Origin of the sequence: Mannheimia sp. E30BD, assembly GCF_041807785.1 — a bacterium.
GTDB lineage: Bacteria > Pseudomonadota > Gammaproteobacteria > Enterobacterales > Pasteurellaceae > Mannheimia.
Genome location: NZ_JBGTYX010000015.1, coordinates 1 through 16975 on the forward strand (window position 1 = coordinate 1; position 16975 = coordinate 16975).

Annotated in this window: 11 protein-coding genes, 1 pseudogene and 1 CRISPR repeat array; of the genes and pseudogenes, 9 read left to right on the top strand and 3 right to left on the bottom strand. The window is 39.6% G+C overall.

Annotated features, from left to right (window positions below):
- Nucleotides 1-721 (bottom strand): annotated as a pseudogene (locus ACERCG_RS08655) (YcaO-like family protein); the annotation flags it as partial.
- A 263-nt stretch (nt 722-984) separates the two neighbouring features.
- Here ACERCG_RS08655 and cas3 point away from each other — a divergent pair.
- The 9 genes from cas3 to cas2 all read left to right on the top strand — a co-directional run bounded on the left by cas3 (nt 985) and on the right by cas2 (nt 13257).
- Nucleotides 985-3273 carry a CRISPR-associated helicase Cas3' gene (cas3, locus tag ACERCG_RS08660; protein WP_373611638.1) on the top strand — a complete coding sequence of 763 codons (2289 nt, stop codon included), beginning with the start codon at nt 985-987 and terminating at the stop codon, nt 3271-3273.
- Nucleotides 3274-3436: 163 nt separating this feature from the next.
- Nucleotides 3437-6517, top strand: coding sequence for a TrlF family AAA-like ATPase (locus tag ACERCG_RS08665; RefSeq protein ID WP_373611639.1), 3081 nt, complete (start codon nt 3437-3439; stop codon nt 6515-6517).
- 136 nt (nt 6518-6653) lie between these two features.
- The gene (gene cas5c, locus ACERCG_RS08670; RefSeq protein ID WP_373611640.1) at nt 6654-7331 is read left to right on the top strand and encodes a type I-C CRISPR-associated protein Cas5c; all 678 of its coding nucleotides are present in this window, start codon (nt 6654-6656) and stop codon (nt 7329-7331) included.
- Complete coding sequence (gene cas8c, locus ACERCG_RS08675; protein WP_373611641.1) at nt 7328-9106, top strand: type I-C CRISPR-associated protein Cas8c/Csd1; 1779 nt, start codon at nt 7328-7330, stop codon at nt 9104-9106. Before cas5c ends, cas8c begins: the two co-directional genes overlap by 4 nt.
- A 9-nt stretch (nt 9107-9115) precedes the next feature.
- Complete coding sequence (cas7c, locus tag ACERCG_RS08680) at nt 9116-9979, top strand: type I-C CRISPR-associated protein Cas7/Csd2 (RefSeq protein WP_373611642.1); 864 nt, start codon at nt 9116-9118, stop codon at nt 9977-9979.
- Complete coding sequence (gene cas4, locus ACERCG_RS08685) at nt 9979-10653, top strand: CRISPR-associated protein Cas4 (protein WP_373611643.1); 675 nt, start codon at nt 9979-9981, stop codon at nt 10651-10653. Before cas7c ends, cas4 begins: the two co-directional genes overlap by 1 nt.
- Nucleotides 10654-10693: 40 nt before the next feature.
- Nucleotides 10694-11881, top strand: a complete 1188-nt coding sequence (locus ACERCG_RS08690) for an MBL fold metallo-hydrolase (protein WP_373611644.1) — start codon at nt 10694-10696, stop codon at nt 11879-11881.
- A gap of 2 nt (nt 11882-11883) precedes the next feature.
- Entirely contained in the window at nt 11884-12897 is a 1014-nt protein-coding gene (cas1c, locus tag ACERCG_RS08695) for a type I-C CRISPR-associated endonuclease Cas1c (protein ID WP_373611645.1), read from the top strand.
- Between the two features lie 66 nt (nt 12898-12963).
- Nucleotides 12964-13257, top strand: a complete 294-nt coding sequence (gene cas2 / locus ACERCG_RS08700; RefSeq protein WP_006248114.1) for a CRISPR-associated endonuclease Cas2 — start codon at nt 12964-12966, stop codon at nt 13255-13257.
- Nucleotides 13258-13447: 190 nt separating this feature from the next.
- A CRISPR array of direct repeats spans nt 13448-13881; the repeat unit is 32 nt; unit sequence GCAGCCACCTTCGCGTGGCTGTGAATTGAAAC.
- A 47-nt stretch (nt 13882-13928) separates the two neighbouring features.
- Here cas2 and nhaC read toward each other — a convergent pair.
- Nucleotides 13929-15311 (bottom strand): Na+/H+ antiporter NhaC, encoded by a 1383-nt coding sequence (gene nhaC / locus ACERCG_RS08705; protein WP_373611647.1) that lies wholly within the window; start codon nt 15309-15311, stop codon nt 13929-13931.
- Between the two features lie 48 nt (nt 15312-15359).
- Nucleotides 15360-16952 (bottom strand): FAD-binding protein, encoded by a 1593-nt coding sequence (locus tag ACERCG_RS08710; RefSeq protein ID WP_373611679.1) that lies wholly within the window; start codon nt 16950-16952, stop codon nt 15360-15362.
- Nucleotides 16953-16975: the final 23 nt, after the last annotated feature.

The window sequence follows — 16975 nt, forward strand, 5'->3', positions numbered from 1 at the left end:
AATAACTGGAAATTCTCCGCCTAATGAAGCGTCATAGCATAAAATCGGGAAGTCTTCTTGCTCTAGTTTCTCGATAGAGGCTTTGATTGTCGGATAACCGTCAATCACACTTTGCGGAATTTCAGGCAAGCTGATCGCCTCAGTGATAATACGGTGTTTCACAAAACGCTCGAATATTTCTGATAAACCTTGTACACGAGCTTCATTTTTTGTGTTACCTGCGGACATTCCGTTTGAAACGAATAAGTTACCGATAATACTTTGCGGAATGTAAACCGTTTCATTGTCAGATTGGCGAACGTAAGGTAGAGTAACAATTCCACGATCATAATTTCCTGATTGTAAATCAGCCAATAATTCCGGCGTGATTTCACCATTCGGATCAAAATATTCCCATAAAAACTCGTCCATCATCTCCATTGGTGGAATGGCTTCATCATCAATCGGAAACCATTTTTCGGTTGGATAATGCACAAATTCACTATTAGCAATCTCTTGACCTAAATAAAAATCCGCCCAGAAATAGTTGGTAGATAAACGCTCAAAATACTCACCTAATGCAGAGGCAAGAGCGGCTTTTTTGCTTGCTCCCTTACCGTTAGAAAAACATTGCGGGCAGTCTGCATCACGAATATGCACCGACCACACATTNATGCTGAAAGGTCGCAATGCTGTCTTCAAGTGCAGCATCTTTACCGGTAATAAAAGTTTGTTCTGACATGATAATACCTTTAACTTGTCGTAAAAATGGCAACATTCTAGCAAAAATCCCCATAGATAAGTAAATTTTTTGTGAAATTTCTGCTGAAAGAACAGATTTCAAAACTTAGAAAAAATGATTACAAGCGGTCAAATTTTACTTGAATTTTGCAAGTGAAATTTGTGTTTGATTTAGATTAAGAAAATATTATCTAGGATATATACAGAATAAAAGGTTAGAGGTAGTATTGCTTGTGTTAGGAAGGAAATATTGAAGGTATAAAAATGGAAGAACATACTATTCAGTCTTTTTATGCCCATTCGGGGAAGCTTTCAGATCATTCAGATTGGCAAACTTTACTCAGCCACGCCAATAATGTTGGCTTGCTTGCCGCCGAATTTGCTGCGCCGTTTGCTTCACAAGAAATTGCTCGCTGCACGGGGCTATTGCACGATTTAGGCAAATATAGTGAACGTTACCAAAAGCGTTTACATGGCGGAGAACGGGTAAATCACTCTACTGCTGGTGCAAAAATTGCAGTGGAACGTTGGGGGCCTTTGGGCAAAATGATGGCGTTTTGTATCGCAGGCCACCACGCTGGGTTAGCAAATGGTTCTGGAGAAGGGAAAAATCGTTCTACACTTACACAACGTTTGCAAGAGCAATTTGGCTATGGTCATAAAGATCTACCGGTACTTGACGCTATTTGGCAGCAAGAACTTAATTTGCCTGAAAAATTGCCCTTACCGCCGTTAAAGCCTTCTAAAAACGAACCTTTCTTTTCTTACGCCTTTTTTATCCGAATGCTCTATTCTTGCCTTGTCGATGCCGACTTTCTTGATACAGAAGCTTTTTATGCCAATCTCGAAAAAAGACCGCTTGAACGAGGAAATTACCCCAATTTAACCGCACTCCATCAGCAATTTAATCAATTTATTGCACAGTTTAGGAAGCAGATTGCCACTCAAACGCCTAATACGCAGGAGGCACAACGCAAAGCGGAAGTAAACCGCTTGCGGAGTGAAATTTTGGATTATGCGGTTACTCAAGCAACGCAAGAAACAGGCTTGTTTTCTCTGACTGTGCCAACCAGTGGTGGCAAAACTTTTACCTCGATGGCATTTGCCCTTGAACACGCCAAACAGCATGGTTTACGCCGTATTATCTATGTGATTCCGTTTACCAGCATTATTGAACAAAATGCTGCGGAATTTCGTAAAGCTTTTGGCGAATTAGGAACAGAGGCGGTATTGGAACATCACAGCACTTTTGATCACGATAGCCTACCTGATAAATCAAGCCGAGATAAGCTGAAATTGGCATCAGAAAATTGGGATACTCCTGTTGTGGTTACAACTGCAGTGCAATTCTTTGAAAGTTTGTTTGCCGACCGTTCTTCACGCTGTCGCAAATTGCATAATATCGCCGGTAGCGTGATTATTTTGGACGAAGCCCAAATGCTACCGTTGAATTTATTACGCCCAATTATGGCTGCGATTGATGAATTAGCTCGCAATTATCAATGTTCGGTAGTGCTTTGCACAGCGACACAACCCGCTATTCATCAAGCGAACGGTTTTTATAAAGGATTTGAAAATGTGCGAGAAATTGCCCCTAATCCAACCGCACTTTTTGAAAAATTGAAACGTACTACGGTAAAGCATATCGGTATTCAAACAGATGTGGAGTTGCAAAGCAAACTCGCAGATAACCCACAAATGCTGATAATCGTGAATAACCGCCGTCACGCCCGAGCGTTATATGATTCAGCGAAACAGTTAGAGGGAGCTTATCACCTCACCACGCTAATGTGTGCTAAACACCGCTCACAAACGCTGACTGAAATTCGTCTTCGCCTAAAACAAAACCTACCTTGCCGAGTGATTGCCACTTCTTTAATTGAAGCCGGTGTTGATGTCGATTTCCCACTGGTTATGCGAGCTGAAGCAGGACTAGATTCAGTGGCTCAAGCAGCAGGGCGTTGCAACCGAGAGGGGAAACGTTTATCTGTAGAAAGCAATGTTTGGGTTTTCCAACCTGAAGAACAGTGGAAAGCACCACCAGAGCTAGGCTTACTTTCTGGCTGTATGCGTTCAACGGTTCAGGTTCACGCAGATGATCTACTTACTCCGCAAGCAATCAATCATTATTTCCAAGCGGTTTATGAGGCTAAAGGAAAAGAGCTGGATAAGCCAAATATTTTAAAGGCGTGTCACGACGCTGGGCAAAGCCTCAATTTCCCATTCCAAAAAATAGCTGAAGATTTCCGAATGATCACAAGCCATTTAATTCCGGTGATTATCCCTTTCGACCAAGAAGCCGAAAACCTTATTGACCGTTTACGCTATGCGGATCAAGTGGGCGGTATTTTAAGAAAACTCCAACCTTACACAGTACAAATACCAGAAAAAGCTTTAGCCGAACTTTATAAAGCAGGTAGAGTTGAAGTCATTAATGAAGCCAACTTAGGTAAACAGTTTTACTGCTTAATTGGAATGGATTTATATGATGAGGTGGCAGGGTTGAGTTGGGGGAATGTGGATTTTCTTGAGACGGAGAAATTGGTTTTATAGATGAATATTCATTTTAACTTCTTTGTAAGTTGATTTTTGATGTAGGCTGACTTAATATATGAGAAAAAATAACTTCGTACTATTTTGGAAAATAATCATTTATGGGACGTGAACTTAATAAATGGAAGTACTAGGAAATAATTTTAACTAAGGAATAATTAATATGAACAAAAAAGAACAAGCACGCGGTTCTGTATGGAATCAGTGGGATTTACATATCCATACTCCCGCATCATTTCATTGGAATACAGAAAAATTTAATGGAGAAAAAGCCCATGATGATGCGTTGATTGATGAAATGATTTCAGCTTTAAATAATGCAGAGCCAAAAGTATTTGCCATTATGGATTATTGGACATTTGATGGATGGTTTAAATTACAACAGCGTTTAAAAGAACCTAATGCTCCTAAACTTACTAAAATGGTTTTTCCTGGAATAGAACTGCGATTATTGGCTCCTATGGATGGACGGCTTAACGCACATGTGATCTTTTCAAATGAAATAAAAGAACAGGATTTGAAAGATTTTAAATCTGCTTTGCAGATTGCTATTATTAATAGACCATTATCTGATTCAGCGTTAATTGAACTTGCTAGAAAAACAAATCACGATAAGTTAAAAAAACACGGGTTTAGAAAGGATGATGTTGATAGTCAAGATGATAAAGCATTGGAAGCAGGCTCAACAATAGCTGAAATTATAACTGAATCATATAAATCAGCAATTTCTAAAGTGCCTAATAATCAGGCTATAGGATTTATGCCTTTTGATACAAATGATGGAGTATCTGAGGTTGATTGGGTTGAACATTATGCGTATGTCATGGGATTATTTGAATGTTCCCCTATTTTTGAAACTAGAAATATTGATATGAGAGGGGCTTTTGTCGGTGAAATTACAGATAAAAATGTTAAGTATTTTGATAGTTTTCAACGTGCATTAAAAAATATTCCACGTCTAGCAGTGTCTGGTAGTGATGCACATCGTTTTGTGGGTGAGCCTGGGAATAATGATAAACGTGGCTATGGGGATTTCCCTTCTAATAAAAGAACATGGATTAAAGCTGAACCTAATTTCAGAGGGTTAAAACAGGCAATTTTAGAACCTGCAAAACGTTCCTATATTGGAGAAAAACCACCTAAATTACAGGAAATTGAATTTAATAAGACTTTTTATATTGATTCGATACAAATTAATAAAACAGGACAAAAACCTAATATAGGTCAATGGTTGCACGGGTGTTCTATCCCTTTAAATCCTGATTTAACAGCGATTATTGGTAATAAAGGTAGTGGGAAAAGTGCATTGGCTGATGTGATTGCCATGCTTGGTAATTCTAAGCAATCAAAATATTTCAGTTTCCTAAAAAAAGATAGATTTTGGGGTAAATCAGGGGAACCAGCAAATAATTTCACTGGAATTCTCTCTTGGTGTGATAGTAGTGAGGAAACTCGACTACTGAATGAGCCGACTCTTGAAGAGAAGACTGAAAGAGTTCGCTATATTCCACAAGGATATTTTGAAGAGTTGTGCAATGAGCATATTTCAGGGAAATCAAATGCTTTTGAAAAAGAGCTTCGCTCGGTTATTTTTTCACATACTAATGAAGAAATGAGACTTGGTGCGCTTGATTTTGAGCAATTGATTGAGAGACAAGAACAATCTCTTAGAAACAGATTAAGCGAATACCGAAAAGATTTAGCTAAAGTTAATGAAGAAATTGTTGTGATTGAAGAACAACTGCAGCCAATCGAGCTAAAAAAATTAAAGGAAGCACTCCAATTAAAAAATAAGGAAATTAAAGAGCACGAAAAGTTAAAACCTGTTGCAGTTAGTCAGCCGGAAGCAACATTAAATGAAAATCAGAAACAGATTGCTAGTGAGCTTGCTACAGTTAATCAGCAATTGCAAAAACAGCAAAATCGATTGCAGGAAATTTTTATTGAAAATTCAGAATTAGCCAAGCAGCAGCAGGCATTGCGTGATATTCAGGAACGCCTTCGCTTACTTGAACGTTCATTTGCACAGGTAAAACAGGAGTCGGATAGCGATTTAATGTTGTTGGGATTATCTTGGAATGATATTGCTGTTTTAGAAATCAAGGCTTCCATATTAAATGGAAAAAGTAACTTAATATCATCAAAACAATCCGAGCTTAAAACTGAAACTGAGAATATTGCAAAAGAGCGTGCTCAATTACTAGAAAAGCAAAAAACATATACTGCTCAATTGGATGCGCCACAACAGCAATATGAAGCATATCAACGTCAACTTGGAGAATGGCAACAAAAACTTTCTCTGTTAACTGGTTCTTCCACAGCCCCAGAAACAAAAATAGGATTGGAAACCAGAATAGCACAAATTCAACAATTACCTAGTCAACTTAATGAATTACGAGAAAAGCGTTTAAAATTATCAGGAGAAATTTTTGATACGTTAAATGCACAACGTGAAGCTCGAGAGATATTATTTAAACCTGTTCAAGAGCTAATTCAAAATAACGAATTAATCAGAGAAGATTATAGATTGCAATTCCAAGCTACCTTATCGGCTTCTTCAGAGGCTATTTCTAATCAGCTATTTGGATTGATTAAACAAAACTCAGGAGAGTTTCGCGGTCAAGATGAGTCTCTAGCCGTTATTAGATCATTATATGATTCTTATGATTTAAATGGTAAAGAGGGAGCAATAAATTTTGTTAAAGATTTATTTGAGAAAATTGAAGCTGCTTCTAGTGCTGGAAATACAGACATAGTAGGCATAACCAATATTCTGAGAAAAGACCAATCGGCAAACGCTGTTTATGATTTGTTATTTGGGTTGGAATTTCTTGAGTCGAAATATTCTTTGGTTTTCCAAGATACTCAGATTGAGCAATTATCACCAGGGCAGCGTGGAGCATTATTGCTGATTTTTTATTTGTTGGTAGACAAAGGAAGAATGCCAATTATTCTTGACCAACCTGAGGAGAATCTGGATAACGAAACCGTATTTCGCCTACTAGTTCCCGTGCTTTCGGAAGCAAAGAAAAAACGTCAGATAATTATGGTTACGCATAATCCTAACTTAGCTGTTGTTTGTGATGCCGAACAGATTATTTATGCACATTTCAGCCGTTCTAATGATTTCACAATTAGCTATGAATCAGGTGCAATAGAAAATAGTGAAATTAATAAGAAAGTTGTTACTGTACTGGAAGGTACTAAGCCTGCCTTTGATAACAGACATTGGAAATACTATTAAATAACTATTAAGCACTTACTTTCTTAAATAATTTCGCATTTTACCGAGTGCGTGGGTTGAAACCAAAGCAGTTATAAGCTAAAGAAATTTCACCTCCCTTCGGGGAGGTGTGTTACATAATTAAAAGGAGCATTCTATGCCAAACAAAATCAAGCTCCATATTTGGGGTGATTATGCTTGTTTTACCCGTCCTGAAATGAAGGTAGAGCGGGTGTCTTATGATGTGATTACGCCGTCTGCGGCACGGGGGATTTTGGCTGCGGTGCATTGGAAGCCGGCGATTCGCTGGGTGATTGATAAAATTTATGTTCTAAAACCGATTCAGTTTGAGTCGGTTCGCCGTAATGAGTTAGGCAGTAAAATTTCCGCCAGTAAAATTAGTGGAGCGATGAAGCGTAAAACAGTGGCGGATCTATATACGGTAATTGAGGATGACCGCCAACAACGTGCCGCTACGGTGCTGAAAAATGTCGGTTATGTGATCGAAGCTCACGCCGTGTTAACCAAAATGGCAGGTGAAGCGGAAACCGTTACCAAGCATATTGAAATGTTTAAACGCCGTGCGAAAAAGGGGCAATGTTTCCAACAGCCTTGTATGGGTGTACGTGAATTTGCTGCAAATTTTGCCTTGATAGATGACGATGAGCCGTTACCTGAGAGTTTTTTTGCAGAAAATGAGCGAGATCGGGATTTAGGCTGGATGTTGCACGATATTGATTTTGAATACGGCAATCAGCCTCGTTTCTTCCGAGCAGAAATGAAAAATGGTGTGATTGATGTGCCACCATTTTATGCAGAGGAGGTGAAATCATGATTCTCTCCGCCTTAACTCGCTATTATTACCGTCTTGCAGCACAAGAAGATCGTTCAACAGGCGAAGCCAAGGTACCTTCCTATGGTTTTAGTGAAGAAAAAATCGGTTGGGTACTAGAATTGGATTCAAAGGGAAATTTGGTAAATGTCATTCCAAATTTAACCGCTGACAAGAAACCCAAACCGAAATTGATGAGTGTCCCCCGCCCTGAAAAACGCACGTCTGGCATTAAGCCCAATTTTCTGTGGGATAAAACCGCTTATGTGCTAGGCGTGGAAAGCAATCAAGATAAAGCCACCGCTAAAGATCAACCTATCAAATTCGCCGAGAAGACCTTTGAGGCATTTAAACAGTACCATTTGGATTTGCTTGTGGATTCCAATGATGAAGGTTTAATGGCGATAAAAAATTTCCTGCAACAGTGGCAACCAGAACACTTTGCCGAATCAATCTGCCCAATCGAAATACTTGATGCGAATGTCGTGTTTAAATTAGTCGGCACAAGCGGTTATATTCATCAGCGAGAAGCCGCTCAAACCCTTTGGGGGCGTTTGCTGGTTAGCGAAGAGAGCGAACAAGGACTATGTTTAATCAGTGGCGAAATTGCCCCGATTGCACGCCTCCACCCTGCGATTAAAGGCGTTTATGGCGGGCAAAGTGCGGGCGGTTCAATTATCTCTTTTAATAAAGAATCTTTCACCTCATTTGGCAAGGAACAAGGCAGTAACGCACCTGTTTCTGAACAAGCCGCCTTTGCCTACACTACTGCTTTAAATTATTTGTTACGCACCGAGAAACATCGTTTAACTATTGGCGATGCGAGTACCGTCTTTTGGGCGGAAGCAGATAATACCACCCAAGCAGAAGCTGCCGAAGGCTTTTTCTCCGCTTTAATGTCCCCACCTGATGACGCTCAAGAAAACCAAAAAATCTTTGATGAATTGCAAAAAATCAGCAAGGGACGACCGCTTGCAGAAATTTCCCCAGAATTATCTGAAAACACCCGTTTTTATGTGTTGGGGCTTGCTCCGAATGCGGCTCGAATTTCGGTACGTTTTTGGCTGGATACTACCTTTAGGCAACTGGCAAAAAATCTTAGTGAACATTGGCAAGATCTCGCCCTTGAGCCTTGTGCGTGGAAAACGCCCCCCTCCATTTGGCGACTTTTATTACAAACCGCTTCATTAGGTAAAAGTGAGAATATTTCTCCTGTCTTGGCGGGCGAAATGGCTCGGGCGGTTATTAGCGGTCATTTATACCCAATGAGCTTGCTTTCTCAGTTGGTGACTCGAATCCGAGCAGACGGCGATATTAACGGCTTACGAGTGGCGTTGATGAAAGCGGTGTTACAACGAAAATTTAGAAAAGGTTTTATTAAAGAAGGAGTTCCTATGAGCTTAAATAAAGAAAGCGATAACCAAGCTTACTTGCTCGGCAGGTTATTTGCCGTATTAGAAAGAATCCAAACCCAAGCGTTAGGTGAATTAAATGCCGGCATTGCCGACCGCTATTATGGTTCTGTGTCTGCTGTGCCGTTTTCGGTGTTCCCTCGCTTATTAAGCGGTGCAAAACACCATTTATCTCGCTTGAGAAAAGATAAAGGCGGAATGGCGGTTAATCTGGATAAGGATTTAGGTGAGATTATTGCCAGCTTGCCGGAAAATTTCCCTCGCCATTTAAGTATCGATGAGCAAGGCCGCTTTGCGATTGGCTATTACCACCAAAAACAAAGCTATTTCGCTAAAAAAGAAACCACTGAGTCTATTGAAAACTAAGGAAACACTATGTCTATTCAAAACCGCTATGAATTTGTTTTTTTCTTTGATGTCACCAACGGCAACCCAAACGGTGATCCAGATGCAGGAAATATGCCACGCCTTGATCCTGAAACCAGTAAAGGTCTAGTCACCGATGTTTGCTTAAAACGCAAAATCCGCAATTTTATTGAGATGAGCTATGAAAACGAGGCGGGTTACGAAATCTATGTTAAAGAAAAAAGTGTTCTGAACTTACAAAACAAACGTGCTTATGAGGCATTAGGGATTGAATCGGAAGCGAAAAAACTACCAAAAGAGGAAGCCAAAGCCCGAGAAATTACCGCTTGGATGTGTAAAAACTTCTTTGATATTCGTACTTTTGGGGCCGTGATGACCACAGAAGTAAACAGTGGACAGGTGCGAGGCCCTGTGCAATTGGCGTTCGCCCAGTCTATCGATCCGATTATTCCGCTAGAAGTGTCGATCACTCGAATGGCGGTAACTAACGAAAAAGATCTTGAAAAAGAACGCACTATGGGGCGTAAATACATTGTACCTTATGCACTTTATCGTGTTCACGGCTTTATCTCTGCCAAACTTGCTGAAAAAACAGGATTCTCTGATGAAGACGTGCAAAAACTTTGGCAAGCCTTGCAACTTATGTTTGAACACGACCGTTCTGCCGCACGAGGCGAAATGGCAGCTCGCAAACTGATTGTATTTAAACACGACAGTGAACTTGGTAGCCAACCTGCGCATAAATTGTTTGAAACGGTGAAAGTTGAACGTGTCAATGGCGAAAAAGACACACCAGCGAAAAGTTATGACGACTACCGTATCAGCGTACAAACCGAAGGCTTAACGGGTGTAACCGTTGAAGAATTACTGTAATGGGCGATTTGCAAAATTCTGCGGAAATTTTACCGCTTGTTCAGCCAAAATTTGGCGATGGCAAGCGGTCAATTTCGCTTTCCGCTTTGCAACACTATGCCTTCTGCCCACGTCAATGTGCGCTGATCCACAACGAACAGGTGTGGGCAGAAAACTATCTCACCGCACAAGGTCAAGCGTTGCACGAGCGGGTAGATAGTGGTGAGCCGGAAACCAGAAAAGGCGTACGCTTTGAGCGAACAGTTCACGTTGCAGCGGAAAAATTAGGCATAAGTGGCATTTTGGATTTGGTCGAGCGAGATCTGAAAACAGGCGAACTTAAGCCTGTGGAATACAAACGTGGCAAACCGAAACTTGAACCGATTGATGAAATCCAACTCTGTGCCCAAGCCTTATGTTTGGAAGAAATGACAGAGCAGACGATTAACGAAGGGGCGTTGTGGTATATGCAAACTCGCCACCGTTTACCGATCATTTTTTCCACCGAACTACGCACCAAAACTCTCACCACCATTGCCGAAGTGCGGTCACTTTTAAACAGAGGAACAACACCGCCCCCCGAATACAGCAAACGCTGCAAAGCCTGTTCGCTTATCGACCTCTGCCAACCACAGTTGTTGGAAAGGGATAGGTCGAAGGAGTATGTGGTGGGATTGTTTGGGAAAAAGAAATAAATTGTGGTATAAAATGTAATTTTGTTATTAGGGAATTATTGTGGATATTAAACTAATAAGATCTTTTCATGCTGTTGGGCAAGGAGCTTTTTACAGCGAACGTTTTATAAATGACAGTAATATTGCTTTTAATGTTGTTTATGATTGTGGAGCAATGCCTAAAAGTAAAGTTATTGATAGAGTTATAAAAGAAAGTTTTAAAGAGAGTGATGATATAGATATTTTATTTATCTCACATTTTGATAGTGATCATATTAATGGTATTGAAGTTCTAAAAAATAACAGGAAGATAAAAAATGTTGTTTTACCATTATTAGAAGAGAGAGAAAAAATTTTCTTGATAAACTTATATAAGTCCTTAGGAGATAAATATAATCACACTCTAGTTAAATTGATCGAAAATCCCCAAGGCTTTTTCGGTGAAAACACTAAAGTTATATTAGTAGAATCAATAAATATAGAAGAAGGGGATTTATCAGATAGTTATAATATTGACAGAACACCTATAGATATTAATTCTATTAATGATAGAATTTCTAGTGGAACTCAAATAAGTTTCCAATTATTTGGTACCTCTTTTTTTTGGATTTATTGTCCGTACAATTATAGATATTCAAATCGACATTGCCAATTTATACAAGAAATAACTAAAAAAGGAATAACCGAAGAAAATTTAGCTGACCCAGAATTTGTGTCTAACTCAAAAAATCAAATAATAATTAGAGATGCATATAAAAGTAAAGCTGTTGATGGAAGTATTAATGAGAATTCAATGCTTGTATGTTCGTCCCCAACTGAGGTAGCAATAGTCAGATATATAGTAGGAAGTCTTCTGAATAATCTTCATATCGCCTTATATTTTATTTCTATTGAGGAACTATTATTTTTTCTTGGGTATAGAGTAAACCCTGGTTGTATTTATACTGGAGATTCAGACTTAAAAGTTATAAGTTCTGATTTTATCAATAAAATAAAGAATATAAAAAATAATGTAGGAACAATACAAGTTGCACACCATGGCAGTCATAAAAATTTTGATGTGAATTTTTTTAATCAATTTGGAGAATTCTTAATTTGTCCGATATCATTTGGTACTAAAAATACATATGGGCATCCTTCAGATATTGTTTTATCGGAGTTGTTTTGTCATAAACATATCCCTGTTTGCGTGACTGAACAGAGAGGAAGCTCTTTTTTTCAATGCTTTGATATATCTTTAGAGCAGTAATTATGCGCAAACTCCAAAACACCCTCTACATCACCACCCAAGGTAGCTACTTGCATAAAGAGCGAGAAACCTTGGTGGTGGAGCAAGATCGGAAGAAAGTGGCACAGTTGCCGATTCATTCCATTGGGCATATTTTTTGTTTTGGCAATGTGTTGGTGTCGCCGTTTTTAATGGGATTTTGTGGCGAAAATAACGTAAATTTAGCGTTTTTTACCGAAAATGGGCGTTATCTTGGGCGGTTGCAGGGGCGGCAAAGTGGTAATGTATTGTTACGCCGAGCCCAGTATAAAAAGTCGGAGACCAACCCTGTTCCTGTGGCTCGCAACATCATTGCAGCCAAAATTCAAGCATCTAAGCGGGTGTTACAACGGCAAATTCGTAATCACGGCGAAAATGCTGACCTTCAATCGACAATTACCGCATTAAATTACAGCCTGCAACAGTTGAAAACAGCAGACAATTTGGATTTGATTCGTGGCATTGAGGGCGATGCTGCGGCTCGTTATTTTGGGGTGTTTTCTCATCTTATCAAAGAAAATAGCGATTTCCACTTTGACGGACGTAATCGCCGCCCACCTCGTGACGGTGTGAATGCTTTGCTCTCATTTCTTTATAGTATTTTAGGGAAAGATATTAGCGGGGCATTGCAAGGCGTGGGGCTTGACCCGCAAATTGGCTTTTTGCATGCAGATCGTCCGGGGCGAGATAGCTTAGCTCAAGATATTTTGGAGGAATTTCGAGCGTGGTGGGTGGACAGAATGGTGCTGTCGCTGATCAATCGAGGGCAGGTTAAGCCTGATGATTTTGTGACGGAAGCCAGTGGAGCGGTAACGCTCAAGCCTGAAGCAAGAAAATTACTATTTCAAACCTTGCAAGCGAAAAAACAAGAAAAAATCATCCACCCATTTTTAGAGGAAGAAGTGGAAATCGGCTTGTTACCTTATATCCAAGCGATGTTATTGGCTCGTCATTTGCGTGGCGATTTGGCAGAATATCCGCCGTTTTTAATGCGTTAAAATCTGCAAAATTTTGTTGAAATTTGACCGCTTGTTTCTGTTTTATTTATTGAGGAATTGGCAACTATGTTGATGTTGATTACCTACGACATTTCATTTGATGACCCAGAAGGGCAGGCTCGCCTACGCCGTATTGCTAAGCATTGTTTAGATTATGGTGTACGGGCTCAATATTCTGTGTTTGAGTGTGATGTTACCCCTGCTCAGTGGGTAACACTGAAAAATAAATTATTGGCAACTTACAACCCAGACTGCGATAGTTTACGATTTTACCATTTAGGCAGTAAATGGCGTAATAAAGTCGAACACCACGGTGCAAAACCTTCAGTGGATATTTTTAAAGATACGCTGATTTTATAAATCGCTAACCTGTAGTTCTCATAAAAATGCAGGGAGGTTAGCGAATCTCTATTGTTCTTTAATAATCAATGAATTAGAAAAAATAAGGTGCAGTATATTGGTGATATGCTATACTTTTTCTACTCTCTACAAAATGTTAGCGAATAAAGGGCTAAAAAGCCTGATATTTCAATATGTTATTTTGTAGGGGGCAGCCACCTTCGCGTGGCTGTGAATTGAAACAAATTCCAGCCTTGTTAGTAAACGGCTCATCGGGGGCAGCCACCTTCGCGTGGCTGTGAATTGAAACGTTATGGCGTGCCATCAGCAGCGCCTATGCCGACGCAGCCACCTTCGCGTGGCTGTGAATTGAAACAGAATAAGGAATGAACACCGTCCTATCTTTTTTAGGCAGCCACCTTCGCGTGGCTGTGAATTGAAACATCATTGCGAGTAACATAGTTTAAATGCTCTCTTGGCAGCCACCTTCGCGTGGCTGTGAATTGAAACGGCTCAAAGAATTATGCTAAAGAAGAATTAACGGCGCAGCCACCTTCGCGTGGCTGTGAATTGAAACAGCCATAAATTGTATATATATTGCATAATGCGTAGGGCAGCCACCTTCGCGTGGCTGTGAACCACATTACTTTACTAGGTAGGATAGACATAATAACCTATATTATGAGATTTGATTAGTTAGCTTTTTTACTGATTGTTACCCCGGTAAATCCAAAAATTAAGGTAAGGATTAAGCAGAGGTAGCAGAAGAACGCATAAGGTAAATAATCTAAAACAGGCACATTGAGTACGCTGCTGATAAACACACCACACACGCTCCAAGGCACTAATGGGTTGATTACTGTACCTGCATCTTCAATAGTGCGAGATAAATTTTTCAGCTCTAAACCTAAACGTTCATACGTTGAACGGAAAGTATTACCTGATAATAATAAACTTAAATATTGCTCGCCGATTAATACGTTGATGCCAACAGCGGTGCTTGCTACGACAAAAGTAACACGTCCTGTGTTGGTTAAAAAGCTACTAATGCCGTTAAGTAGTGCCGGTAAAATGCCGAGGATTTGTAATAAGCCACCTAAACTTAGGGCTAATAGCACAATCGTAATGGTAAAGAACATACTATTAATACCGCCACGAGAAACTAATGATGCCACTTCGCCTAAATCTACGCCTTCAACGGGTTTATAGCCGGTAAAGAAATAATTGCCTAATTGTTCAAGGGTTGGTGAGCTGTGAATATAGGTAATAATCAGAGCGAGTGTTACCGTAGTGACAATAATATAAATGGAATTAACGCGTTTCATTGCCATTAAAATTAACGTAACAAAAGGTAGTAATGAATAGCCGTGTATTAATCCTGTTTCTTGTAAATTGGTTCGTAGGCTCTCAATATTTGCTAAATTTTGAGCATCAGTAGGTTCGGTTAAAAACCAAAGGATAAGCGCTGTTAAAATCCACGCAGGAATAGTGGTATAAAGCATATTGCGGATATGAGCGAACATATCAATACCCACAACAGAAGCGGCAATCGTGGTAGTGTCTGAAAGTGGGGAGGTTTTGTCGCCAAAAAATGCTCCTGAAACAACCGCACCCGCTACAATGGCTGGATTAGCACCAAATGCAGAAGCCATACCAATAAAGGCAACACCGATGGTGGCAGTTGTGGTTAAACTACTACCTAAAGCAATACCTACCACAGAACTTAAGGCAAAAGCAGAGATGTAAAATAATTCAGGCGAAATTACATTTAAACCATAATACATCAAGGTCGGAATTGCCCCAGACATCATTAGTGCTGAAACTAATAACCCAATGAAAAAGAACAAGTAAACGGCACCAATACCAGACACCAGCCCATTTGCCATACCATCTTGCATATTTTTAAACGGGATTTTATTCATTAGCCCGAAAAGCAACAGCATAATAATAACCGCTAGAATTGAAATTTGCGGCACCCAGCCAAGCCCAATCATCGTAAAACCTAAGATGAATACCGTTAAAAGCGAAAGTATGATGGCTGTTCTCGGTTTTAGTGTAAGTAGGTAGTTATTCATTTATACTCCTAATATTTATTATTCTTTATGAAAGAGGATTATTATAGACTAATTTTGTTCATCTAAGTAGTGTGCCCCCAAACTCTTCTCATTAAGCATATTTTTTACCACTAATTGAACGGTTTTTAACGCATTGTAAACTTCAATGCCTTGATATTGAGCGTGATGGATTGGGTCAAATTGCTGTTCCAAGCGGTTCAATTCATCGAGTAGAAGTTGAAGATTGCCTCGAGTACGATAAACATTCGCATACAACGCCATTTTCTCTCGAATAGTGGAAAGCACTTCGCTGGCTGTTAATTCGAGATTAGCAGTTGAGTTAGCAAGCTGATTTAAGGCTCTTTCTGCTATTACAAGCGGTGAAATTTTTGGATTTTTTTGCAAATTATTCTGTTTTAGTGAACGAACAATTTCTGATACCGCACGTTTGGCAAACACCAAGCCACCGCCGACTGAATTTCCGCCCATACGGTTTGCTCCTTCAATGCAATGAGCAATCTCGCCAATCGCAAATAAGCCTTTTACCGTACTTTCGCCCCATTCATTAATTTGAATACCGCCATTGCAACTGTGAGCAAAAGGTGTTATTGCAATTTTATTCTTGATTAAATCAATCCCCACTTCATTTTTTAGCCAATTTAAATAGACGGTGTAAAACTCTTCGGTATCTTCATAAAGTTTTGGGCTGTATTTAAGGTAAATGCCTTTTTCGTGAGGGTTTTCAAGCAAATGTTTCATCATCACTAAATCGAACTCCACGCCGGCAAAATCCAAACTGAACGGGGCATAATGGCTACGTTCAAGCATCATTTTGCTAAATTGTGATTGGCTTAAATGAGGAAACAGATTTTTGCCGTTAGAGTCTGTAATTTCTGTTACATATTTCAACGTATGTTCGCCAAATAAAACTTTGTATTTCGGCTCAACAAAGGCAGGAATAAATTGAATAAATGCAAGATTGACTAATGTTGCTCCAGCTCGCTCGGCAACAGAGTGGAGCGAACCTATTACATCAGCAGGGTAAAGGTTATCTTTATAAAGCCCGGCAATGCCGCCAGCGGCTAAAATAATATGATTGGTTTTGCAAAAAATATACGAAATTTGATCGCTTGTAAGCAGTGAAAATACCGCTCCTTGTACCTGATTATTGTCTGTTACGATGTGTAAAAGGGTTGCATTTTCATAGAAGTTAATTTGCTGTTCTTGCAAAATTTGTTTCGCACGTAGGGCAGCCTCTCGCCAATCTTTAATTAAATAAATTGGGCGAGCATATTTAGCAAAACAAGCAGGGCGGTTATCATTCCGTTTCCAAGGTTTAAAGCCGATACAGTTTAATAACTTAATGGCATTCGGCGAATCTTCAATATAAGCCTGTACCACATTTGGGTTGATTTTGCCCTTACCGATATGTTCAATATCTTCTCTAAAAAGCGAATAGTCGTTTTCATCGCCTGTCACTTGAATGCCAAGAGTTGCTTTCAGCGGAAAATAACTGGCTCCCGAACCAATCGTTGATTTGCTAATCAATAACGGATTTAACCCTTTACTTTTTGCCTCAACTGCGGCAGAAAGCCCAGCAATGCCAGAGCCGACAATAAGTAAATCTGTATTTATGGTTTGGGTAATTTTGATCATAGAAATAAAAAACAAGCGGTAAAATTTTT

Coding starts and splice junctions, on each gene's coding strand:
- cas3 (WP_373611638.1), top strand. CDS start 985: ATGGAAGAACATACTATTCAGTCTTTTTATGCCCATTCGGGGAAGCTT.
- cas8c (WP_373611641.1), top strand. CDS start 7,328: ATGATTCTCTCCGCCTTAACTCGCTATTATTACCGTCTTGCAGCACAA.
- cas4 (WP_373611643.1), top strand. CDS start 9,979: ATGGGCGATTTGCAAAATTCTGCGGAAATTTTACCGCTTGTTCAGCCA.
- cas5c (WP_373611640.1), top strand. CDS start 6,654: ATGCCAAACAAAATCAAGCTCCATATTTGGGGTGATTATGCTTGTTTT.
- cas1c (WP_373611645.1), top strand. CDS start 11,884: ATGCGCAAACTCCAAAACACCCTCTACATCACCACCCAAGGTAGCTAC.
- cas7c (WP_373611642.1), top strand. CDS start 9,116: ATGTCTATTCAAAACCGCTATGAATTTGTTTTTTTCTTTGATGTCACC.
- nhaC (WP_373611647.1), bottom strand. CDS start 15,311: ATGAATAACTACCTACTTACACTAAAACCGAGAACAGCCATCATACTT.
- ACERCG_RS08665 (WP_373611639.1), top strand. CDS start 3,437: ATGAACAAAAAAGAACAAGCACGCGGTTCTGTATGGAATCAGTGGGAT.
- cas2 (WP_006248114.1), top strand. CDS start 12,964: ATGTTGATGTTGATTACCTACGACATTTCATTTGATGACCCAGAAGGG.